Annotated in this window: 25 protein-coding genes; 21 read left to right on the forward strand and 4 right to left on the reverse strand. The window is 69.1% G+C overall.

Translation table 11 applies throughout. The annotated features are described in order from the left end of the window. From mutL to ACJASC_RS00670, 10 genes are all read left to right on the forward strand, one after another. Entirely contained in the window at nucleotides 1-1,971 is a 1,971-nt protein-coding gene (mutL, locus tag ACJASC_RS00625; protein WP_415142682.1) for a DNA mismatch repair endonuclease MutL, read from the forward strand. Between the two features lie 66 nt (nucleotides 1,972-2,037). Then, nucleotides 2,038-2,559 (forward strand): hypothetical protein, encoded by a 522-nt coding sequence (locus ACJASC_RS00630; protein ID WP_415142685.1) that lies wholly within the window; start codon nucleotides 2,038-2,040, stop codon nucleotides 2,557-2,559. 181 nt (nucleotides 2,560-2,740) lie between these two features. Continuing rightward, on the forward strand, nucleotides 2,741-2,959 hold the full coding sequence (locus ACJASC_RS00635; protein ID WP_415142687.1) for a DUF6732 family protein: 219 nt from the start codon (nucleotides 2,741-2,743) through the stop codon (nucleotides 2,957-2,959). 20 nt (nucleotides 2,960-2,979) lie between these two features. Continuing rightward, nucleotides 2,980-4,095: a sirohydrochlorin chelatase gene (locus ACJASC_RS00640; RefSeq protein WP_045319569.1), complete on the forward strand. Its 1,116-nt coding sequence runs from the start codon at nucleotides 2,980-2,982 to the stop codon at nucleotides 4,093-4,095. 61 nt (nucleotides 4,096-4,156) lie between these two features. After that, nucleotides 4,157-4,792: a precorrin-8X methylmutase gene (locus ACJASC_RS00645; RefSeq protein ID WP_415142689.1), complete on the forward strand. Its 636-nt coding sequence runs from the start codon at nucleotides 4,157-4,159 to the stop codon at nucleotides 4,790-4,792. Then, nucleotides 4,789-6,006, forward strand: coding sequence for a precorrin-6y C5,15-methyltransferase (decarboxylating) subunit CbiE (gene cbiE / locus ACJASC_RS00650; RefSeq protein ID WP_415142691.1), 1,218 nt, complete (start codon nucleotides 4,789-4,791; stop codon nucleotides 6,004-6,006). The genes ACJASC_RS00645 and cbiE overlap by 4 nt, the downstream gene beginning before the upstream one ends. After that, nucleotides 6,003-6,704 (forward strand): precorrin-2 C(20)-methyltransferase, encoded by a 702-nt coding sequence (cobI, locus tag ACJASC_RS00655; protein ID WP_415142693.1) that lies wholly within the window; start codon nucleotides 6,003-6,005, stop codon nucleotides 6,702-6,704. Before cbiE ends, cobI begins: the two co-directional genes overlap by 4 nt. Continuing rightward, complete coding sequence (gene cobJ / locus ACJASC_RS00660; RefSeq protein ID WP_415142695.1) at nucleotides 6,695-8,494, forward strand: precorrin-3B C(17)-methyltransferase; 1,800 nt, start codon at nucleotides 6,695-6,697, stop codon at nucleotides 8,492-8,494. The genes cobI and cobJ overlap by 10 nt, the downstream gene beginning before the upstream one ends. Nucleotides 8,495-8,563: 69 nt before the next feature. Further along, nucleotides 8,564-9,331 (forward strand): precorrin-4 C(11)-methyltransferase, encoded by a 768-nt coding sequence (gene cobM / locus ACJASC_RS00665; protein ID WP_415142697.1) that lies wholly within the window; start codon nucleotides 8,564-8,566, stop codon nucleotides 9,329-9,331. A gap of 71 nt (nucleotides 9,332-9,402) precedes the next feature. After that, the gene (locus ACJASC_RS00670) at nucleotides 9,403-9,753 is read left to right on the forward strand and encodes a hypothetical protein (RefSeq protein WP_415142699.1); all 351 of its coding nucleotides are present in this window, start codon (nucleotides 9,403-9,405) and stop codon (nucleotides 9,751-9,753) included. Nucleotides 9,754-9,757: 4 nt separating this feature from the next. Here ACJASC_RS00670 and ACJASC_RS00675 read toward each other — a convergent pair whose 3' ends face one another. Beyond that, on the reverse strand, nucleotides 9,758-10,951 hold the full coding sequence (locus tag ACJASC_RS00675) for a MalY/PatB family protein (RefSeq protein WP_415142701.1): 1,194 nt from the start codon (nucleotides 10,949-10,951) through the stop codon (nucleotides 9,758-9,760). A 99-nt stretch (nucleotides 10,952-11,050) separates the two neighbouring features. Between ACJASC_RS00675 and def (ACJASC_RS00680) the strand changes: the two genes are divergently transcribed. The 4 genes from def (ACJASC_RS00680) to fmt are packed head-to-tail and all read left to right on the forward strand — an operon-like array spanning nucleotide 11,051 to nucleotide 13,429. Next, nucleotides 11,051-11,572: a peptide deformylase gene (gene def, locus ACJASC_RS00680; RefSeq protein WP_415142703.1), complete on the forward strand. Its 522-nt coding sequence runs from the start codon at nucleotides 11,051-11,053 to the stop codon at nucleotides 11,570-11,572. After that, the gene (gene def / locus ACJASC_RS00685; RefSeq protein ID WP_415142705.1) at nucleotides 11,572-12,042 is read left to right on the forward strand and encodes a peptide deformylase; all 471 of its coding nucleotides are present in this window, start codon (nucleotides 11,572-11,574) and stop codon (nucleotides 12,040-12,042) included. Before def (ACJASC_RS00680) ends, def (ACJASC_RS00685) begins: the two co-directional genes overlap by 1 nt. Then, the gene (def, locus tag ACJASC_RS00690) at nucleotides 12,039-12,530 is read left to right on the forward strand and encodes a peptide deformylase (protein ID WP_415142707.1); all 492 of its coding nucleotides are present in this window, start codon (nucleotides 12,039-12,041) and stop codon (nucleotides 12,528-12,530) included. Before def (ACJASC_RS00685) ends, def (ACJASC_RS00690) begins: the two co-directional genes overlap by 4 nt. Then, entirely contained in the window at nucleotides 12,530-13,429 is a 900-nt protein-coding gene (gene fmt, locus ACJASC_RS00695; protein WP_415142709.1) for a methionyl-tRNA formyltransferase, read from the forward strand. Before def (ACJASC_RS00690) ends, fmt begins: the two co-directional genes overlap by 1 nt. A gap of 57 nt (nucleotides 13,430-13,486) precedes the next feature. On the opposite strand, the gene ACJASC_RS00700 is transcribed toward fmt, so the two are convergent. Further along, nucleotides 13,487-13,984, reverse strand: coding sequence for a L,D-transpeptidase family protein (locus tag ACJASC_RS00700; protein ID WP_415142711.1), 498 nt, complete (start codon nucleotides 13,982-13,984; stop codon nucleotides 13,487-13,489). Next, entirely contained in the window at nucleotides 13,981-15,060 is a 1,080-nt protein-coding gene (gene ribA, locus ACJASC_RS00705) for a GTP cyclohydrolase II (RefSeq protein WP_415142713.1), read from the reverse strand. The genes ACJASC_RS00700 and ribA overlap by 4 nt, the downstream gene beginning before the upstream one ends. Before the next feature lie 157 nt (nucleotides 15,061-15,217). Here ribA and ACJASC_RS00710 point away from each other — a divergent pair, with 157 nt between their 5' ends. The 6 genes from ACJASC_RS00710 to ACJASC_RS00735 all read left to right on the forward strand — a co-directional run bounded on the left by ACJASC_RS00710 (nucleotide 15,218) and on the right by ACJASC_RS00735 (nucleotide 19,263). Beyond that, nucleotides 15,218-15,904 (forward strand): response regulator transcription factor, encoded by a 687-nt coding sequence (locus ACJASC_RS00710; RefSeq protein ID WP_021692295.1) that lies wholly within the window; start codon nucleotides 15,218-15,220, stop codon nucleotides 15,902-15,904. Between the two features lie 241 nt (nucleotides 15,905-16,145). Continuing rightward, on the forward strand, nucleotides 16,146-16,469 hold the full coding sequence (locus ACJASC_RS00715) for a hypothetical protein (protein ID WP_021692294.1): 324 nt from the start codon (nucleotides 16,146-16,148) through the stop codon (nucleotides 16,467-16,469). A gap of 67 nt (nucleotides 16,470-16,536) precedes the next feature. Beyond that, nucleotides 16,537-17,325: an exodeoxyribonuclease III gene (locus tag ACJASC_RS00720; protein WP_021692293.1), complete on the forward strand. Its 789-nt coding sequence runs from the start codon at nucleotides 16,537-16,539 to the stop codon at nucleotides 17,323-17,325. 85 nt (nucleotides 17,326-17,410) lie between these two features. Then, nucleotides 17,411-18,328 (forward strand): thioredoxin, encoded by a 918-nt coding sequence (trxA, locus tag ACJASC_RS00725; protein WP_415142716.1) that lies wholly within the window; start codon nucleotides 17,411-17,413, stop codon nucleotides 18,326-18,328. A 27-nt stretch (nucleotides 18,329-18,355) separates the two neighbouring features. Further along, entirely contained in the window at nucleotides 18,356-18,997 is a 642-nt protein-coding gene (locus ACJASC_RS00730; RefSeq protein ID WP_415142718.1) for an LON peptidase substrate-binding domain-containing protein, read from the forward strand. A 113-nt stretch (nucleotides 18,998-19,110) separates the two neighbouring features. Further along, nucleotides 19,111-19,263: a Trm112 family protein gene (locus tag ACJASC_RS00735; protein ID WP_110546280.1), complete on the forward strand. Its 153-nt coding sequence runs from the start codon at nucleotides 19,111-19,113 to the stop codon at nucleotides 19,261-19,263. Nucleotides 19,264-19,296: 33 nt separating this feature from the next. Here ACJASC_RS00735 and ACJASC_RS00740 read toward each other — a convergent pair whose 3' ends face one another. Continuing rightward, nucleotides 19,297-20,508, reverse strand: a complete 1,212-nt coding sequence (locus ACJASC_RS00740) for a UbiH/UbiF/VisC/COQ6 family ubiquinone biosynthesis hydroxylase (protein ID WP_415142720.1) — start codon at nucleotides 20,506-20,508, stop codon at nucleotides 19,297-19,299. A 204-nt stretch (nucleotides 20,509-20,712) separates the two neighbouring features. Between ACJASC_RS00740 and ACJASC_RS00745 the strand changes: the two genes are divergently transcribed. Continuing rightward, nucleotides 20,713-21,891 (forward strand): aminotransferase class I/II-fold pyridoxal phosphate-dependent enzyme, encoded by a 1,179-nt coding sequence (locus ACJASC_RS00745; protein WP_415143045.1) that lies wholly within the window; start codon nucleotides 20,713-20,715, stop codon nucleotides 21,889-21,891. Nucleotides 21,892-21,904 lie beyond the last annotated feature (13 nt).

Raw genomic sequence — 21,904 nt, forward strand, 5'->3', positions numbered from 1 at the left:
ATGACGCTGCACAGCCCTGCCGAACCGGCCCCGCGCCCCGTGATCCGCCAACTCGACGAAGCGGCGATCAACCGCATCGCCGCAGGCGAGGTGGTCGAACGCCCCGCCTCGGCGGTCAAGGAGCTGGTGGAGAACGCGCTCGATGCAGGCGCGCGGCGGATCGAGGTGACCATCGCGGCGGGGGGCAAGAACCTGATTCGCGTGCGCGACGATGGCTGTGGCATGACGGCAGACGAATTGCCGCTGGCTCTGGCGCGTCATGCTACCTCCAAGATCGACGGCTCGGACCTGCTGGAGATCCACAGCTTCGGCTTTCGCGGCGAGGCGTTGGCCTCGCTTGGCGCGGTGGGGCGACTGACGCTCACCTCGCGGGTGGCGGGGCAGGAGGCGGCGACGATCTCGGTCACCGGCGGCCGTCTCGGGCCGGTCGCGCCCGCGGCCCTCGATCGCGGCACGGTGGTCGAACTGCGCGACCTGTTCCACGCGACGCCCGCCCGGCTCAAGTTCATGCGCACCGACCGCGCCGAGGCGCAGGCGCTGGCCGAGGCGCTGCGTCGTCTCGCCATGGCCGAGCCGCATGTCGCCTTCAGCCTGCGCGACATCACCGACGGGCGCGAGCGCGAGATCTTTCGCGTCGATGCCGAGACGGGCGATCCGGTCACCGCGCTGGGCAATCGTCTCGCCGCCATTCTGGGCCGCGAGTTCCACGACAACGCGCTCCCCGTCGACGGCAGCCGCGAGGGGCTGCACCTTACCGGTTTCGCCGCGCTGCCGACCTATTCGCGCGGCGCGGGCGTGAGCCAGCATGTCTTCGTCAATGGCCGCCCCGTCACCGACCGCCAGCTCACCGGGGCGCTGCGCGCGGCCTACATGGATGTCCTGTCGCGCGACCGCTTTCCGGCCGCGGCGCTTTTCGTGGAATGCGCGCCGCAGCTTGTCGATGTGAACGTGCATCCCGCGAAATCCGAAGTGCGGTTCCGCGACCCGCAAGCGGTGCGCGGGCTGATCGTCTCGACCCTGCGCGCGGCGCTGTCGGGGGCAGGGCACCGCGCCTCGACGACCGTGGCCACCGAAACGCTGTCGATGATGCGTCCCGGCCCGGCGGCGCGGACGGGGGATGCGGGTGGGCTCATCGACGAGGAGGATCATCCCGCGCGCGGCGTAGCCACGGCCTCAAGCATCCACGCCTGGCAGATGGAGCGCCCCTCGCCACGCGCCATGAGCGTGGCGCGGGCCGCGCAGGCGCCGGGTCTTGCCGAATCGAGCTTCGGCTTCGAAAGCGCACATGGTCTGCCCGGCCCCGTGCCCGATGATCTGCGCTCTGCGCGGCTGTCGGGAACGGACATGCCCTCGGCCCGTGTCGAAAAGGACACGTTCCCGGCGGGGGCCGAAGCGCTCCCCCTCGGGGCCGCGCGGGCGCAGCTTCACGGCAACTGGATCGTTGCGCAGACCGAGACCGGCATGGTGCTGGTGGACCAGCACGCCGCGCATGAACGGCTGGTCTATGAGCGGCTCAAGCGGCAGATGGCGGACAGCGGCGTCGCGGCGCAGGCGCTTCTTGTGCCGGAGATCGTCGATCTCGGTCCGGGGGCGGAGCGGCTGCTGGAGGTGGCCGAGGACCTGTCGCGCCTCGGCCTGAGCCTTGAATCCTTTGGTCCCGGCACGGTGGCGGTGCGCGAAACCCCCGCCATCCTCGGGCGGATCGACGCGGCCGCCCTGCTGCGCGACATTCTCGACGAGCTGGAGGATCTCGACGCCACCACGGCGCTGCCCGCGCGGCTCGACGCGATCCTGAGCCGGGTCGCCTGCCACGGTTCGATCCGCTCGGGTCGGCAGATGCGGGCCGAGGAGATGAACGCCCTGCTGCGCGAGATGGAAGCCACACCCGGCTCCGGTCAATGCAATCATGGGCGGCCCACCTATGTCGAATTGCGACTTGCGGATATAGAGAAGCTGTTCGGGCGGCGCTGATGCCGCTTGCAACGATGCGTCTCACGGCTATTTGATCGGTGACGTGCGGGTACGAGGAGTGGCGTGATGCGATACGGATTTAAGGGCGCTGCGTTGGCGGCGCTGTTTCTGGCGGGCTGCGGTCAGGTGGAGCCGCTTGTGATGCCCTTGCTCGAATCGGCGGAGTTGCCGCCGGTCAGGCCGCCGGTGGCGCATGTCCGGATGATGCCCGAGCCCGAGCCCTTCGCGCCGGAATATGCCGAACGCCCGTTCGAGAAGGGGCCGATGTCGGTGATCGCCCCCACCGGGGACGGTCGCATGGCGACATGGCGGCTGATCCCCTGTCAGGAAGGCCGCGCGATCTGCGTCGATGGTCATGCCGGACAGCTCTCCGTGGCGGGCGACACCTATGTGGTGAGCGGCGTGCATGGGCGGAGCTTTCATCTCGAGACCGGCGGCGGCGGCTTCGTGACCCACAGCGGCGGCGGCAAGTTCGCCGATGTGCAGGCGCCGCTGGCGTGGGAGCATTTCCCCGAGATCGACCTCGCCGTGCCCGCCCGGACGGCGGTGGCGGTGGCGGTGTCAAGTCGCGCGCCCGTCATGAAGTGACGCTTCGAGGGGTTTCGCCCCGGCGTCGCCACGGCTATGGAGAGGGCCGACGAAGCCCGAAGTGGCCGGAACGGTCGGTGGCGCGGGGGTCGACCCATTTAGGGGACCCGAGCACCACGTCGTCCTCGCACCGCCGCATGACGCGGCGGGCGCCGGCCATTGCCAGATCGAGAGGTCCGCGATGCGCCACATCCTCCTGCCGACGATCCCGCTCATCATGCCGGGGATGGCCGCGGCCCATCCCGGCCACATGGCCGACCTTGCCGGTCACGACCATTGGGTCGCCGGCGCGGCGATCGGCCTGGCCATCGCGCTCGGGCTGTGGGGCGCGCTGAAGGGCGGGGGCAAGGAAGAAGAGGCCGAGACCTCCGACGATCAGGGCGACGAGGCCCGCGCGTGAGCGCGTCCAAGACCGGCGTGATGATCTGCGGCCACGGCTCGCGCAGCCAGTCGGCAGTGGACGAGTTCGCGGTGCTGGCCGAGAAGCTGCCCGCTTTGCTGCCGCCAGACTGGCCGGTGGAATACGGCTATCTCGAATTCGCCAATCCGGTGATCCGCGACGGGCTCGACCGGCTGCGCGAGCAGGGTTGCACCCGCATCCTCGCTGTGCCCGGCATGCTCTTTGCCGCGATGCACGCCAAGAACGACATCCCGACCGTGCTCAACACCTATGCCGCCAAGCACGACATCGAGATCATCTATGGCCGCGAGTTGGGGGTCGATCCGCGCATGGTCGCGGCCGCCGCCGATCGCATCCAAAGCGCGCTCGACGCCAACCCCTCGGACGTGCCGATGCACGAAACCTGCCTCGTGGTGATCGGGCGCGGGGCGAGCGATCCCGACGCCAACGGCAACGTGTCTAAGATCGCGCGTCTCCTGTGGGAGGGGATGGGCTTCGGCTGGTGCGAGACCGGCTATTCCGGCGTCACCTTCCCGCTGGTCGAGCCCTGTCTCCAACACGTGGCGCGGCTGGGCTACCGCCGCGTCGTGGTGTTCCCGTATTTCCTGTTCTCGGGCATCCTGATCGACCGCATCTATGGCTTCACCGATCAGGTGGCCGAGGCGCACCCCGAGCTTGAGATCGTCAAGGCGCCTTATCTCGGCGACCACCCGGAGGTGATGAACACCTTTGCCGAGCGCGTGACCGAACTCGTGGGCGAGGCGGTCCCGCCCACCTGCGGCATGTGCAAGTACCGCACGCAGGTGCTGGGCTTCGAAGCCGAGGTCGGCGCGGTGCAGGAAAGTCATCATCACCATGTCGAGGGGCAGGGCGCGAACGCGCCCGGTGCCAACGTGTCCGATTGCGCGCTCTGCGACGATTTCTGCACCGGCATGTGCCGGCTCGACGCTGCGGACCGTCACGCCCATGCCCATGAGCATGACCTGCCACACGACCACGGGCATGATCACGCCCATGACCATCACCACCATGGCCATGCTCACCACCATGATCACGCCCATGACCACCAGCACGCGGTCTACCCGCAGGCCGACCACCCGCTCGGGCCGCTGAGCGTGTTGAAGTCGCGCAAGTGAGCGTCTTCACTCGTCAAATACTCAAATCCCCCGGCCGGTGCCGCTCGGGACGGAGGTCGTGATGCGTCCCTACGAGACCGATCCCGCCAGGATCTATGCCCAGAGCTTTGCCACGGTGCGCGCCGAGGCCCGGCTCGACCGCTTTCCCGAGGATCTGCGCCCGATGGTGATCCGACTGATCCACGCCTGCGGCATGGTCGAGATCGCGGATCGGCTGGCGTTCTCCGCAGGCGCGATGGCGACGGGGCGCGCGGCGTTGGCCGCGGGCGCGCCGGTGCTGTGCGATTGCGAAATGGTGGCGGCGGGGATCATCCGGCGACACCTGCCCGACACTGAGGTGCTGGTGACATTGAACGACGCGGCGGTGCCGGAGATGGCGCGCGATCTGGGCACGACCCGTTCGGCAGCGGCCGTCGATCTGTGGCGCGAGAAGATCGAGGGCGCGGTGGTCGCGGTGGGCAACGCGCCGACGGCGCTGTTCCATCTTCTGGAGCGGCTCGACGCGGGCTGGCCCAAGCCGGCGCTGATCCTCGGCTTCCCGGTGGGTTTCGTGGGCGCGGCGGAATCCAAGGCCGAACTGGCGGGCGATCCGCGCGGCTGCGATTTCGTGGCGCTCCGGGGCCGCAAGGGCGGCTCGGCCATGGCCTCGGCGGCGGTGAACGCGCTGGCCAACGGGATTTCGGAGGAAAAGGCATGAACGCTGTCGCAGCACCGGAGCCGTGGCTGCATGTCGTGGGTATCGGCGAGGACGGCATGGATGGGCTCCTGCCCGCGACCCGCGCCGTGGTCGAGGCCGCCGAGATCATCGTCGGCGGCGATCGGCACCATGAGCTTGCGGGCGCGGTGGGGGCGGAGCGGGTCGCCTGGCCCAGCCCGTTCGACGCGCTGATCGACCGGCTTCGCTCCTTCAAGGGCCGACGCGTCGTGGTGTTGGCCACGGGCGATCCGCTGTGGTTTTCTGTCGGCGCGCGGATCGGCCGCGCGATCCCCGCCGCCGAGATCGTCTATCATCCGCAGCTTTCGGCGTTCCAGCTTGCCTCTGCCCGGATGGGTTGGAGCCTTGCGGATGTCGAGACGCTGACCGTGCATGGCCGCCCGGTGGAGCAGATGATCGCCTTCATCCAGCCGCAGGCGCGGCTCTTGATCCTGACCACCGGCCCGGACACGCCCGGCCAGATCGCGCGGTTCCTGACCGAGCGTGGCTTTGGCCGCAGCCTGATGACGGTGCTGGCCAACATGGGCGGCGAGGCCGAGGCGCGCTTTGATGGAACCGCCGAGAGTTGGGACCACGAGGTGCCCGCCTTCAACACATTGGCCGTGGATTGCATCGCCGCCCCCGACGCGGCGATGATCCCGCGCGTGCCGGGGCTCGACGACGCACTCTTCGTCTCGGACGGCACGATGACCAAGCGCGAGCTGCGCGCGGCGACGCTGGCCAAGCTGATGCCGATGCGCGGCGCGCTGCTATGGGACATCGGCGCGGGGTCTGGCTCGGTCGCGATCGAATGGATGCGCGCGGCGCGATATGCCAACGCCATCGGCATCGAGCCGCGCGCCGACCGCCAGGCCATGGCGGCAGCCAACGCGCTGGCGCTCGGCACGCCGCGGCTGCGGCTGGTCGAGGGGGAGGCACCGGCCGCGCTTGACGGTCTGCCCGCGCCCGATGCGATCTTCATCGGCGGCGGGCTGTCGGCGGAGGTTTTCGCCGCCGCGTGGTCGGCGCTGCGCCCGCTCGGGCGGCTGGTGGCCAATGCCGTGACGCTGGAGAGCGAGGCGGCGCTGATCGCGCTGCATGCCGCACATGGCGGCGATCTGGTGCGGATCTCGGTCGCGCGCGCGGCACCTGTTGGTCGTCTGACGGGATGGAAGCCGGCGATGCCGGTGACCCAGTGGAGCCTGATCAAGCGATGAGCGGCACGCTTTACGGCGTGGGCCTCGGCCCCGGCGCGCCCGACCTGATCACCCTGCGCGCCGCGCGGTTGATCGAGGCCGCGCGCGTCGTCGCCTATCCGACGTTGGCGGGCGGCGCGAGCTTTGCCCGCTCGATCGCCGCCGAGCTGATCGCGTCGGATGCGCGCGAAATCGCCATGGATGTGCCGATGACGGTGGAGCGCGGCCCGGCGCAGGCGGCCTATGACGCAGGCGCCGCGCGGATCGCCGAGGCGCTGGAGGCGGGCGAGGACGTGGTCTGCCTGTGCGAGGGCGACCCGTTCTTCTACGGCTCCTTCATGTATCTTTTCGCCCGCCTTGCGGATCGTCACCGGGTGGAGGTCGTACCGGGCGTCACCTCGCTCACCGCCGCCGCCGCGAGCGCCCGCCGCCCCCTGGCCGCGCGCAACGAAAGGCTGACCGTGCTGCCGGGGCCGCTGCCCGAAGCCGAGCTGCGCACCCGGATCGAGGGCGCGGAAAGCGTCGCGATCATGAAGCTCGGGCGGCATTTTCCGAAAGTGCGTGCCGTGATCGACGATCTCGGCCTTACCGACCGCGCCGTCTACGTCGAGCGCGCCACGCTGGAGGCGGAGGTGGTCCGCCCGCTGGTCGAAGCGCCCGACACCGCCCCCTATTTCTCGATGATCATTCTCACGAAGGGAGCCGATCCTTGGCTGTGACCCCCGTTGTCCTCGCGCTGTCGCGCTCCGGCGAAACCGTGGCCCGGAGGGTGGCCGACGCCCTTGATGCGCCGCTGCATGGCCGCGAGGGTCGGGTGGAGCGGGCCGATGCCTTCTTCGCCGATGCGCTGGAGCACGCACGCGATCTCTTCGCGGCGGGAACGCCCGTCATCGGCGTCTGCGCGAGCGGCATCCTGATCCGTGCGGTCGCGCCGCAACTTTCGGACAAGCGCGCCGAGCCGCCGGTGATCTCGGTCTCCGATGACGGACGTGTCGTGGTCCCGCTTCTGGGCGGGCATCGCGGCGCCAACCGGCTGGCGAAACGCATCGCCGAGGCGCTGGAAGGAACGGCCGCCGTCACCACCGCGGGAGATGTCTCGCTCGGCGTGGCGCTGGACGAGCCACCGTTGGGCTACCGGCTGGTCAATTCCGGCGATGCCAAGGGCGCGATGGCGGCGCTGCTTTCGGGGCGTGGCGCGACAGTCACCGGCGATGCGCCGTGGCTGGCCGGCCTGCCCCGGGGCGATGCCCTGAGGATCACCGTCTCTGAGGCGCCGCAGCAGGGGCTCGGCCCCGATCATCTTCACTTCGCGCCGCAGCGCGCCGTGCTGGGGCTGGGCTGCGCCCGCGACTGCCCGCCCGAGGAGTTGGCCGCGCTGGTGCGCGAGACGCTGGCCGAGGCCGGGATCGTGCCAGAGGCCGTGCAGGCCGTGACCTCGATCGACCTCAAGGCCGACGAGCCCGCGATCCTGGATGTTTCACGTGTAATCGGCGCGCCGCTGCGCCTTTTCACCGCCACCGAGCTGGAGGCCGAGGCGCCGCGCCTCGCCACGCCCTCCGACGTTGTCTTTGCCGAGGTCGGATGCCACGGCGTCTCAGAGGGCGCGGCACTCGCGCAAGCCGGGCCCGACGCGACCCTCGTCGTCCCCAAGCGCAAGAGCGCCAACGCCACCTGCGCGCTGGCCATCGCGCCTGCGCCGATCACCGAATTGCGCGGTCGCCGCCGGGGCCGCCTCTCGGTCGTGGGCATTGGGCCGGGGCAGTCGGGCTGGCGCACCCCCGAAGCCTCGCGTTTGATCGCGCAAGCCGAGGAACTGGTCGGTTACGGGCTCTATATCGACCTCTTGGGTCCGCTTGCCGCCGGAAAGCTGCGCGCCGACTTCCCATTGGGTGGCGAGGAGGATCGCTGCCGCTACGCGCTGGAACGCGCCGCCGAAGGGCGCGACGTGGCGCTGATCTGTTCGGGCGATGCGGGCATCTATGCCATGGGCGCACTGGTCTTCGAATTGCTGGGCCGCGATGCGGACAAGGGCGGTGTTTCGGATGCCGCGCGCCGCATCGAGGTCACCTGCACGCCCGGCGTCTCGGCGCTGCAGGCCGCCGCCTCGCGCGCCGGCGCGCCGCTTGGCCATGATTTCTGCGCCATTTCGCTGTCGGACCTGCTCACCCCGCGTGAGGACATCGTGAAGCGGCTCCACGCCGCAGCCCAAGGCGATTTCGTCATCGCCTTCTACAATCCGGTCTCCAAGCGCCGCCGCACCTTGCTGGCCGAGGCGCGCGAGATCCTGCTCGGGCATCGGCCGGCGGATACGCCGGTGCTTCTGGCCTCGTCTCTCGGGCGCCCCGAGGAAGAGATCCGCTATCGCCGCCTCGACGAGATGCAGGTCGACGAGGTGGACATGCTGACCGTGGTGCTGGTCGGCTCCTCGCAATCGAAGCTGGTGCAGCTGGGGGAAGGGCCGCGCATGGTGACGCCGCGCGGCTATGCCAAGAAGATCGATGCGCGCTGATCGGGTCGGCGGGAGACTCGACGCCGGTCAAAATGAGTATTTGAAGTTTAGAGATGCAAGGAGCGCGCCATGACCGTCTATTTCATCGGGGCCGGGCCGGGCGATCCGGAGCTTTTGACCCTCAAGGCCGCGCACCTCATCGCAACCTGCCCGGTTTGCCTCTATGCGGGCTCGCTGGTGCCCGAGGAGGTGGTGGCCGGCGCGCCCGTGGGCGCGCGCGTTCTCGACACCGCGCCGATGACGCTCGACGAGACGCATGCCGAGATCGCCGCCGCTAACGCGCGCGGCGAGGACGTGGCGCGGGTGCATTCGGGCGACCCCTCGCTCTATGGCGCCATCGCCGAACAGATCCGCAGGCTCAAGGCCGATGGCATCCCTTACCGGATCATCCCCGGCGTGCCCGCCTACACCGCCGCCGCTGCCGCGCTGGGACAGGAATTGACGATCCCCGAACTGGCGCAGTCCATCGTGCTCACCCGCATGTCGATGAAGTCGACCGCCATGCCGGCGGGCGAGACGCTCGAGAATTTCGCCGCCACCGGCACGACGCTGGCCATCCATCTCGGCATCCGCGCCCTGCGCGACATCGAGCGGCGGCTGACACCCTTCTACGGGGCCGATTGTCCGGTCGCAGTGGTCTACCGGGCCAGTTGGCCCGACCAGCAGGTGATCCGCGGCACGCTTTCGGACATCCATGCGCAGGTGCGCGCGGCCAAGTTGACCCGGACCGCGCTGATCCTCGTGGGCCCGGCGCTCGGCGCCGATCAGGGATTTCCCGACAGCGCCCTCTACGACCCGGCGCAACCGCATGTGCTGCGCCCCAAGGTCCGCGCCTGAAAAGGACTTTTTCGAGAACGTCGCTTGAATTTCACATTCTTCTGCGCAGGATGGAAGCAGGGGGATGCGATATGACCGATTACCTGAGCAAGGATCTCGAGGACGCCATTGAGGCCGCGCGCCGCGCCGCGCAGTGCCGTTCGGCACGGCTCTGCGTGCATGACGCAGAGACCGTGCACCCGGTGCTGCGCATGTGGGAGACGGGCTTCGCCCTCGCCGCCAAGGACGCGCCGATCCTGCACGGCTTCGTCGATCTCTACGACGGTCCGCGTCACCTCTATCAATGCCTCGTCATGACCTCCCGGGTGGAGGAGGGCGAACGGGTCTACGAGTTCAAGCGCCACAGCCGCGTCGCCGACACCGCTCCCGTCGATTTCGAGCGGGGCGAGGCCGAGCCGGCGCTCAGACTGCCCCGGCTCTGAGGGTCTACTGCAGGTCCGAAAAGGCCGATTGTAGCCGCGCGACCGCCTCGGCCACCCGGGCGCGCGGCGTCGCGATGTTGAAACGCTGGTAGCTTTCGCCGCCGCGCCCGAAGCTGGTACCGTGGTTCACCGCGATCTTCGCGTCGCCCTCGATCCGGCGCAGCACCTCCTCGCGGGTCATGCCGGTGTCCGAGAAATCCACCCATTCGAGATAGGTGGATTCGAGCGGCATGGGCCTGACCCCGGGGATCTGCGCCACACCCTCCTCGAACAGGCGCCGGTTGCCGTCGAGATAGCCGCGCAGCGCCTCCAGCCACTCGACCCCCTCTGGCGACATCGCCGCCGTCGCCATGGCAAGACCGAAGGAGTTGGGCGACAGGCCCAGCGCCGCCATCCGCGAAGCGAACCGCGCCTTGAGCTTCGGCTCGGACACGATGACGTTGCCAATATGCGCGCCCGCGATGTTGAAGGTCTTGGTCGTCGCGGTCAGCATCACCAGACGGTCGGCCACGCCCTCGATCCGGGTCATCGCCCTGTGCGTGACGCCCGGCATCGTCAGGTCGCAGTGAATCTCGTCCGACACCAGCACCAGATCGTGCCGCCGCGCGAAGGCGGCCCAGCCCTCCAGCTCGGCCCGGCCCCAGACCCGGCCGCCGGGGTTCTGCGGCGAGCACAGGATCATCATCCGCTCGCGCCCGGTCATCAACGCATCCCAAGCGTCGAAATCCGGCACGTAGCGGCCGTGATCCAGCGCCAGGGGGCATTCGACCACCTCGCGCCCCGCGGCGCGGATCACCCGCGCGAAGGCGTGGTAGACCGGGGTGAACAGCACCACGCCCTCGCCGGGCTCGGTAAAGGCGTCGACGCACAGGCCAGTGGCGTTGACGAGACCATGGGTGGTGAAGATGTCGCCCGCATCGGGCCGCCAGCCATGGCGGCGGTCCATCCACCAGCCGATCGCCTCGCGCTGCGCCGCATCCGAGGCCGCGTAGCCGTAGATGCCATGCGCGGCCATCTCCTCGACCGCGCACTGTACGCAAAGGGGCGGTCGGAAATCCATGTCCGCCACCCACATGGCGATCCCCTCATCGGGGCTGACGCCATAGACCGGCTCCATCTGGTCCCATTTGGAGCAGTTGGTGCCGCGCCGGTCGATGATCTCGTCGAAGTCGGGGGCGGCGGGGCGCTCATGGCTCATGGCGGTCTCCTGTTGGTCGCGCGGAGGCTGCACAAGCCGGGCCGGACGCGCAAGGGCCCGCATGTTGCCATGCGCGCCGCTTGGCCCTAGATCGGCGCCATGACATTGCGCCCCATCCTCATTCACCCCGACCCGCGTCTCAAGACCGTGGCCGACCCGGTGCCCGCCATCACCGACGAGATCCGCCGTCTCGCCGAAGACATGCTCGAGACGATGTATGATGCACCGGGCATCGGCCTCGCCGCGCCGCAGATAGGCCAGATGAGCCGCCTGCTCGTCATGGACGCCGCCAAGGAGGACGAGGAAACCGCCCGCCCGATGGTGCTGGTGAACCCCGCCGTGACATGGTCCTCCGAGGCCCGCTCGGTCTATGAGGAAGGCTGCCTTTCGATCCCCGAGCAATTCGCCGAGGTCGAGCGCCCGGCCGAGGTCGAGGTGCGATGGCTCGGCCTCGACGGCGAGACGCATACCGAACGGTTCGACGGGCTCTGGGCCACCTGCGTGCAGCACGAGATCGACCACCTCGATGGCAGGCTCTTCATCGACTACCTCAAGCCGATGAAGCGGCAGATGATCACCCGCAAGATGGTCAAGCTCAAGCGCGAGCGGGCGCGCGGCTGATGGCGGTGCTCGACATCGTCCGGCATCCCGCGCCGGTGCTGCGCGCGACCTGCGCTCCCGTCGTGTTGTTCGATGCGACGCTGTCGCAGCTCGCCGCCGACATGATCGAGACGATGTATGACGCGCCGGGCCGCGGCCTCGCGGCGCCGCAGGTCGGGCTGCCGATGCGGATCTTCGTCACCGACGTGAAGTGGCGCGACGGCAACCCCGCGCCCAAGGTCTTCGTGAACCCCGAGATCGTGGAGGCCTCCGAGGAGACGGTGCTGCGCGAGGAGGGCTGCCTGTCGATCCCCGACACGCCCTGCCGGGTCCGGCGCGCCGCGCGCATCGTGCTGCGCTGGCAGGACCTGACCGGCCTCGGCCACGAGGCCGCGTTCGACGGCATCGAGGCCACTTGCATCCAGCACGAGCTCGATCACCTGAACGGCATCCTGTGCATCGACCGCCTTGAGGAGGACACCCCCGAATGAGCCGCCCCTTCCTGCGCTGGCCGCACCCCACGCTGCGCCGTCCCGCCGCACCGGTCGAGGCGATCACCGACGAGATCCGCGCCATCTGGGACGAGATGATCGAGGCCATGGATGCGATGCCCGGCGTCGGCCTCGCCGCGCCACAGATCGGCGTGTCGCTGCGCCTCGCGGTGGTTGATGCCTCCGACGGGCGCGGGCAGGCGGTGCGGATGGCCAACCCCGAAGTGCTCCATGCCAGCGTGCAACTGCGCGAGCACGAGGAAGCCTCGCCCAACCTGCCGGGCGTCTCTGCCGTCATCGAACGCCCGCGTGCCGTCACGGCGCGGTTCCTGAACGTGGCAGGCGAGATCGAGGAGCGCGACTTCGTCGGGCTTTGGGCGACCTCGCTGCAGCACCAGATCGACCACCTCGACGGGCGGATGTATTTCGACCGGCTGAGCCGGCTCAAGCGCGACCGGCTGGTCGCAAAGGCGAGGAAGCTCTCCTGATGCGTATCGTCTTCATGGGCACTCCGGAGTTCTCGGTACATGCGCTCGACGCGCTTATGCGCGCCGAGCACGAGATCCTCTGCGTCTATACCCAGCCGCCGCGCCCGGCGGGGCGGGGCAAGAAGCCCCGGCCATCGGCCGTGCAGGCCCGCGCCGAGGCGTTGGGCCTCGAGGTCCGGCACCCGGTGTCGCTCAGGAACGCGGAGGCGCAGGCCGAATTCGCCGCGCTGAACGCCGATATCGCCGTGGTCGTGGCTTACGGTCTGATTCTGCCGCAGCCAGTGCTGAACGCGCCTGCGCGGGGCTGCCTCAACATCCACGCCTCGCTGCTGCCGCGCTGGCGCGGCGCCGCGCCGATACAGCGCGCGATCATGGAGGGCGACAACGAGACCGGCGTCTGCATCATGCGGATGGAAGCGGGGCTCGACACCGGACCGGTGCTCCTGCGCGAGGCGACGCCGATCGGGGCGACCGACACCACTTCGGATCTGCATGACCGGCTGGCCCGGATCGGCGGCGCGTTGGTGGTGAAGGCGCTGCGCGAGATCGACACGCTGCGACTTGAGCCGCAGCCCGAGGCCGGCGTCACCTATGCGGCCAAGATCGACAAGGCCGAGGCTAGGCTCGACTGGACCCGCACGGCCGCCCATGTCGCGCGGCAGATCAACGCCCTGTCGCCATTTCCGGGCGCGTGGTGCATGGCGGGCGAGGAGCGTCTGAAGATCCTGCGCGCGGTGTCCGGACCCGGTGAGGGCGCGCCGGGCGAGGTGATCGGCCCCGCCACCATTGCCTGCGGCGACGGCGCGGTGGAGCTTCTGGTGATCCAGCGCGAGGGCAAGAAGCCGATGCAGGCCGAAGCGGCGCTGCGTGGGCTGAGCCTGCCAGAGGCGCTCGGCTGACCGACAAGTCGTCCGGGTCTCAAGAGATGGATTCGGGTATTCGGTGACCGGAGTGGCCTAGCGCACGATCAACCGCGCGCCCGGCACGATATGCCGCGCCAGCCAGAGCAGGTCGGGGCGGGCAAAGGCCACGCAGCCCTCGGTCGGAAAGCCCGCGCGGCGGCGCTGATGCAAAAAGATCGCCGAGCCGCGCCCGGCCATGCCCTCTTCGTTCCAGTCGGTCAGCAGCACGATGTCATAGAGTGGATCGGCGCGGCGCAGCACCTCGTGGCTGGCGGAGTAAGGGGCGCGGACCGGGCTGTTATAGCCCGGGTCGCTGCTGGCGTCCGACCACAAATCGCCGGGCCGGATCGGTTGCGCCCAAGGGCGCGGCGCGGGCAGGCGGTCGGGCCGGTAGAGCATGCCGGTGATCCGGTGTTCGCCCACCGGCGTCGCGCCGTCGCCCTCGCGCTTGTCCGCGCGAAGGCCGCCCTTGCCGATCGAACAGGGAAGATACCGGCCCAGCACCCGCAGGCCGCGGCGGGTCAGGACGAGATCGGCGGGAGAATGGATCACAGAAGATGCCCCGACTTGGCCGCCTTGGTGGCGAGGTAATGGTGGTTGTGCAGGCCGCGACCGACCTTGAGCGGCACCCGCTCCTCGACCGCGATCCCGGCCTCGTTCATCCGCGCGACCTTGTTGGGGTTGTTGGTGAGCAGGCGGATGCGTGAAAAGCCCAGCCGCTTGAGGATCTCGGCGCCGATGCGGAAATCGCGCTCGTCATCCTCGAAGCCGAGCCGGTGGTTCGCCTCGACCGTGTCGAAGCCCTGATCCTGCAGCGAGTAGGCGCGCATCTTGTTGGCCAGCCCGATGCCGCGACCCTCCTGGTTGAGGTAAAGGAGAACGCCTTCGCCGGCCTCGCCCATCTGGTCGAGCGCGGCATGCAACTGCGGCCCGCAGTCGCATTTGAGCGAGCCCAGCACGTCGCCGGTGAAGCAGGCCGAATGCAGCCGCACCAAGGGTGCCGTGTCGCGAAGGGGTTTGCCGATCTCGACCGCGTAATGCTCCTCGCCGCCATCACCGGGGCGGAACACGTGCAGCCGGCCTTTTTCGGCCGCTTCCATCGGCAGCCGCGCGGCGGCGACGGGGGCATAGGCGGGGGTGATCGCGGGCGGCAGCGGCAGATCGAGGCGCGTCAGCTCGTTATCGGCGGCGAAACCGGCAGCGTCCTCGATGGGGAGAACGAGTGCCGCGGGCAGCAGGCGGGCCGCCTTGACCAGCGCGATCGCGGCGCGGTGCGTCTCGGCCCCGCCGTCGCGCAGCGTCCTGAGCGGGCCCTTCATCGGCGTATTGAGATCACCCGCCGGGTCCGCCACGGCCCGCACCCACGCGCAATCCGCCCCCTCGGGCAGCGCCACCCGCGCGATATCGCCGTCATAGGCCCGCGCGCGCAGCGTCGCCGCCCGCCGCCCCGTGATCGCGAGCACCGGCACACCGCCCATGCGGCGCAGCTCGGCCAGCCGCTCGGGGCGCGCCGTCTCAGCCGCGAGCACTAGCGCCCCCGATGTCCGGCCCAGCACCACCGGCACACCAAGCCGCAGATCGGCCAGCGCACGGGCGCGACGCTCGACGGGATCGGGACGAAAGGGCATCGGCACATCCTTGCGGCAGGCCGGAGCACCCCGGCGCGGGAGGCGAATGTAACATTTCCGGGGGCGGCGACAACTCGACGTGAGGGATGGTCACGAAACTTGAGGCACACGAGACCGTTACACATGTGTAGAGCCGGCAGGTCATGGAGGCGTCGAAATGGCACAAGTGAAGAAGATCCTTTTGGTGGATGACGAGGACGACCTGCGCGAAGCATTGAGCGAACAGCTCGTCATGACTGAGGATTTCGATGTCTTCGAGGCCGGCAACGGGCACGAAGCGATGGCTCAGGCCAAAGCCGGGCTGTTCGATCTGGTGATCCTCGATGTCGGCCTGCCTGATACCGATGGCCGCGAATTGTGCAGGGTCATGCGCAAGCAGGGCGTGAAATGCCCGATCATCATGCTCACCGGCCATGACAGCGACAGCGACACCATCCTTGGCCTCGATGCGGGCGCCAACGATTACATCACCAAGCCGTTCAAGTTCCCGGTCCTGCTCGCGCGCATCCGCGCCCAGCTGCGCACGCATGAACAATCCGAGGACGCGGTGTTTCAGCTCGGACCCTACAGCTTCCGGCCCGCGCAGAAACTTCTGGTGGCCGAGGATGATCGCAAGATCCGCCTGACCGAGAAGGAAACGAACATCCTGAAATACCTCTACCGCGCCTCCGAAGGCGTGGTGGCGCGCGATGTCCTCCTGCACGAGGTCTGGGGCTACAACGCCGGTGTCACGACCCACACGCTGGAAACCCATATCTACCGGCTGCGCCAGAAGATCGAACCCGATCCCTCGAACGCGCGGCTTCTGGTGACCGAATCCGGCGGATATCGGCTCGTTGCCTGAAAACGTCGGAACCGGGACGGCGTTTCGACGTTTTCTTGCCGAAGCCCGGTGGCTGGGTCATGCCACACTCTGACTGTTGGACCTTGCCGGGCCTCGTGCCCGGCTTTTCTTTGCCAATTTTCCTGTCTCCGGCTCTCTTTCGGCGGCACCCGTCGGTCGCACCTGCGTGAGCGGCCTCAAACGCCTCTGGGGTTGAAGGCCGCGCAGGCGTAGGCTGAACTCATCAGTAAAGGAGTTCCCGATGCCAGCGTTCCGCTCTCTCGCCCTCGCCGCCATGCTGCTCCCGCTTCTGGGGACCGCGACCTTGGCCGAGACCGAGACCCTGCGCGTGCGCAACCGCTCGGGCGTCGATCTCGTGCGCATGTTCGCCTCCCCCGTGACGGATGAATACTGGCGCGACGATCTCTTGGGCGAATACGTGGTGCCGTCGGGGCGCAACGCCGATGTCACCATCCGCAACGTGACGGAATGCCTTTACGACCTGCTGATGCTGTTCTCCGACGGTGCGGTGGTGCCGGATCGGGTCGATGTCTGCGCCTCCGAGAGCTATACGGTCGAGCCCTGACGCGTTCGGGTGGCGTTCGCGAACGCGAGGCGCTAGGCAGGCCCGGCCCGACAGCCGGAGACCGCGCATGCCCTTTACGCTTTGCACATGGAACATCAACTCGGTCCGCCTGCGCGAGACGCTTGTGAGCCGCCTTTTGCAGGAGGAGGGGCCCGACGTGCTGTGCTTGCAGGAATGCAAGAGCCCGGTCGAGAAGATCCCGCTCGAGGCGTTCAGGGCGCTTGGCTATGATCACATGATCGCGCGCGGGCAGAAGGGCTACAACGGCGTCGCCATCCTGTCGCGCCTCCCGATCGAGGAGGTCTGCGCGCATGATCATGCGAACCTCGGCCATGCCCGTCACATCGCCGGGCGGCTGGAGAACGGGGTGACGATCCACAATTTCTATGTTCCGGCGGGCGGCGACGAGCCGGACCGCGAGAAGAACGAGAAGTTCGGTCAGAAGCTCGACTACCTCACCCATATGCGCGACGACTTTCACGCCAACCGGCCCGAGCGGGCGATCCTCGTGGGCGATCTCAACATCGCCCCGCGCGAGGACGACGTCTGGAGCCACAAGCAGCTCGTCAAGGTGGTCAGCCACACGCCCGTGGAGGTCGAGCATCTCGTGCAGGTGCAAGACAGCGGTGACTGGGTCGACGTGACCCGGCAGGACATCCCCGAGGGGCCGCTCTATTCGTGGTGGTCGTACCGGGCCAAGGACTGGGAGGCGGCCGATCGCGGCCGCAGGCTCGACCATGTCTGGGCGACCTCCGACATTGCCACTGCGGCGCATGGCAGCCGGGTCCTCAAAGCGGCCCGCGGCTGGGAGAAACCTTCGGACCACGCCCCGGTCTTCGCCAGCTTCGATCTCTAGGGCTTGGCGCGCCCGCGCGGTGCGCACATATACTCACCTCGGAACACCGCCCGCACAGGGCCGCACATCACAGCAGGAGCTCCACATGCTCGGTCTCAACGACAGCGCCCCCGCCGCCCCCAAGGACGATCTGATCCGCGAGGGCTCCGACGCCAGCTTCATGCAGGACGTGGTCGAAACCTCCAAGACCGTCCCGGTGATCGTCGATTTCTGGGCACCGTGGTGCGGGCCGTGCAAAACGCTGGGCCCGGCGCTCGAGGCGGCGGTCAACAAGGCCGGCGGCAAGGTGAAGATGGTCAAAATCGATGTCGATCGGAACCAGGCCTATGCGGGCCAGCTTCAGGTGCAGTCGATTCCCACCGTCTACGCCTTCTGGCAGGGCCAGCCGGTCGACGGCTTTCAGGGCGCGCTGCCCGGCTCGGAGATCGAGGCCTTCGTGAACAAGCTCGTCGCGCTGGGCGGCGGTGAGGAGGATGGCGGTCTGGCCGAGGCCATCGAGGCGGCCGAGGCGATGCTCGGTGAGGGCGATGCCGTGGGCGCGGCCGAGGTGTTCGGCGCGATCCTGCAGGAGGACGACAAGTCCGCGGGCGCCTATGCGGGCCTCGTGCGCGCGCATTTGGCGCTCGACCAGATCGATCAGGCCGAGGCGATCCTCAACGGCGCGCCCGCCGAGATCGCCCGCGCGCCCGAGCTCGATGCCGCGCATGCGCAGATCGCGCTTGCCCGTCAGGCCAGCAACGCGGGGCCGGTGGCCGAGCTGCACGCCCGGGTCGAGGCCGATCCCGCGGATCTGCAGGCGCGCTACGATCTCGCCACCGCGCTGCATGCCAAAGGCGAGACCGCCGAGGCAGTGGAGCAGCTCCTCGAGATTTTCCGTCGCGACCGCGAATGGAACGACGGCGCCGCCAAGACACAGCTCTTCACCATTTTCGACGCTCTGCCTGCCAAGGACCCGATCGCGCTCGCCGGACGGCGCAAGCTGTCGTCGATGATATTTGCCTGAGCGGTGCGGCAGGCTAGTTCGCCTTGCATGATGACAGGCGTCGATCTCCCCGACACGATCCCGGTCTTTCCGCTTCCGGGCGCGCTGCTGTTGCCGCGCGCGCGGCTGCCCCTGCATATCTTCGAACCGCGTTACCTCGCTATGATCGAGGACGTGATGAAGACGCCCGAGCGGCTGATGGGCATGATCCAGCCCTACGATTCGGCATCGGGCAAGACGCGGCTGCACGACATCGGCTGCGCGGGGAGGCTCACCGCCTTTTCCGAGACCGAGGACGGGCGCTACATGATCACGCTCTCGGGCATCTCGCGGTTTCGGGTGCGGCGCGAGGTCGAGGGCTTCACGCCCTACCGGCGCTGCGACGTGAGCTGGAGCGGCTTCGAGCGCGACCGGGGGGCCGTCGAGACCGATCCGGGGCTGCGGCGCGACGACTTCCTGAAGCTGCTGGGCCGGTTCTTCGAGGAGCGCGGGCTGTCGACCGATTGGGAGAGCCTCGACGAGGCCGAGGACGAGCTGTTGATCAACTCGCTTTCGATGCTCTGCCCCTTCGACTGCGAGGAGCGGCAGGCGCTGCTGGAATCGCCAACGCTGGTCGAACGCCGCGAGACGCTGGTGACGCTGATCGAGTTCGCCCTGCATGGCGGCTCGGGAGAGGAGACGATGCAATGACCGATGATCCGAACCTGCCCGGCGACCTGCCGCCGCCGCCGGTGCCGCCCGTGGACCCGATCCCCGATCCCGGCCCGGACCCACGCGCGGGGCGGGCCGCCTTCGATCGCCGCATGCTCGAAGCCCTCGTCTGCCCGCAGACCCAAGGTCCGCTGACCTACGACGCCGAGCGTCAGGAACTGGTCAGCCGTGCGGCCAACCTCGCCTATCCGATCAGGGGCGGGATTCCGGTGATGCTCGCCGACGAGGCGCGCGCGCTGGAGTAAGCGCGCAGTCGCGAGCGACGGTCAAGGCCGGGGTCAGCGCATCAGCTCCGGCAGATCCCCGGTCAGCCCGGCCGCCTCGCGGATCATCGCGCGCCGCAGCGGTGCGACCGCGTTGATCGCCCCCATCCCGGCGTCGCGGGCCAGCCGCAGCAGCGGGTTGTCGTTGGAAAACAGCCGCGTCGTGAGGTCGGTGGTCGCCGCCAGTGTCGCCGTGTCGAAGCGCCGCCAGCGCGCATAGCGCTCAAGCACCTGTAGGCTGCCCGTATCCTCGCCCCGCTGCCGCGCCTCGCGCAGCACCTGCGCCAAGGCCGCCACGTCGCGCAGGCCGGCATTGAGCCCCTGACCTGCGACCGGGTGCAGCCCATGCGCCGCGTCGCCCACCAGCGCCACACGCGGAATCGCGAGGCGTTCGGCGAGGCTCAGCCCCAGCGGAAACAGCCCACGCGTGCCGATGAGGCCGATCTCGCCCAGAAAACCACCGAAAGCCGGGCGCAGCGCCGCGAGGAACCCCGCATCGTCCAGCGAGGCGATCCGTTCGGCGCGCGGCGACGTCTCGCTCCAGACCAGGGAACTGCGGTTGCCCGTGAGCGGCAGGATCGCCAGCGGGCCGCCGGGCATGAAGAACTGGTGCGCGATGCCGCCATGCGGCAATTCGTGCTCCACCGCGCAGGTGATCGCGCTTTGCCCGTATTCCCAGCCGTGGCGATGGATGCCCGCGCGCGCCGCCGTGCCACTTGCGCGACCGTCGCACCCCACCAGAAGCGCCGCGCCAAGGACCGCGCCCGAGCCGAGCGTCACCGAGACGCCGCCCGGCGTCACCTCCTGGGCCGTCACCGTGTCGGGCGCGCGCCGCGTCACGCCGGGGGCTGCCTCCAGCGCCGCGCCGAGGGCGGCGCGCAGATGCCGATCCTCGACCATGTGGCCCATCGGGCCATCCTCGATCTCGGCCGAATCGAAATGCAGCCACCACGGCGCCGGGCCGTCGCCCGCGCGCCCGTCAGTGACCTTGATTTCAGTCATCGGCTGCGCCTCGGCGGCGAGCGGCGCCCAAAGGCCGAGCCGTGCCAGCATCCGCCGCGATCCGGCGGCGATGGCATAGGCCCGCCCGTCGAACTCGCCCGCCCTTCTCAGGGGTGCGGCCGCATCCACGAGAGTCACGGAAAAGCCCGCCCGGGCCAGTGCGAGCGCCAGAACCGGGCCATTGAGCCCGCCGCCCGCGATGAGGATGTCGCTGTCATGGGTCATGGCGCTGACTATGGGGCGGGAGCGGGGTTTGTCCATGCGGCGCGGCATCCTCGGGCGGGGGAGGGGCCGGGATGACGGTCGGATCTCTTGGCCCGAAAGACACATGAGGGGCGGGGAGGGGGCGAATGCTGGACATCATGCTGCCCGCGCGGGTAGTTTCGTGGCAAGAGGGGCACTGGCATGACCCCCGTTCATGAGGCAGCGATGGATTTCCCCGATCGGTTCTCGGACCTACCGGACTATGCGTTTCCGCGCCTGCGGAGCCTGCTTGATTCGCACAAGCCGGGCGGCGCGCCCCTCGCCATGACCATCGGCGAGCCGCAGCACCCCTATCCCGACTGGGTCGGCCCCACGATCGCCAATGCCGCGGCGGGGTTCGGCAAGTATCCCGTGAACGAAGGCTCGGAGATGCTTCTGGGCGCGATCTCGGGCTGGATCTCGCGGCGCTACGGCATCGCGGTGGCGCCCGACCGGCTGCTGGCGCTCAACGGAACGCGTGAGGGGCTCTACAACGCCGCGATGGCGCTGTGTCCCGAGGCCAAGGCCGGGCAGCGTCCCTTGGTGCTGATGCCCAACCCGTTCTACCAGGTTTATGCCGTGGCCGCGCTGTCGGTGGGGGCGGAGCCGCGCTACCTGCCCGCGACCGCCAACACGGGGTTCCTCCCCGATCTCGACGCGATTTCGCCCGAGACGCTGGACCGTGCGGCGATCTTCTACCTCTGTTCGCCGTCCAATCCGCAGGGCGCCGTGGCCCCCGAGAGCTATCTCAAGCGCCTCTTGGACCTCGCCGAGCGGCATGATTTCCGCGTCTTCGCCGACGAATGCTATTCCGAGATCTGGCGCGACACGCCGCCGCCGGGGGCCTTGGCCGTGGCCGAGGCCATGCGGTCCGACCCCGAGCGGCTGGTGGTGTTCAACTCGCTGTCCAAGCGTTCGAACCTGCCGGGCCTGCGCGCGGGATTCGCCGCCGGCGGCCCCGAATCAATTCGCCGGATGCGCCAGCTTCGCAACTATGCCGGCGCGCCGCTGCCGCTGCCGCTTCAGGCGGTGGCCGCCAAGGCGTGGTCGGACGAGGCGCACGTGGTCGAGAATCGCGCGCTCTATGCCGCGAAATACGACATCGCGGACCGGGTCCTGGGATCGGTGCCCGGCTATGCCGCGCCGGAAGCCGGGTTCTTCCTGTGGCTTCCGGTCGAGGATGGCGAGCCCGCGGCTCTGAGGCTGTGGCGCGAGACGGGGGTGCGGGTGCTGCCCGGCGCCTATCTCGGGCGCGACGTGAACGGAGAAAATCCCGGCAAGGGATATGTCAGGGTCGCCATGGTGGCCCCGGCGGATGAGATGCAGCGCGGGTTGGAGACACTCCGCGCCTGCCTCTACGACTGAGGAGAGGACGAGC

Source organism: Limimaricola cinnabarinus (genome assembly GCF_047631075.1).
GTDB classification, from domain to species: domain Bacteria; phylum Pseudomonadota; class Alphaproteobacteria; order Rhodobacterales; family Rhodobacteraceae; genus Limimaricola; species Limimaricola cinnabarinus.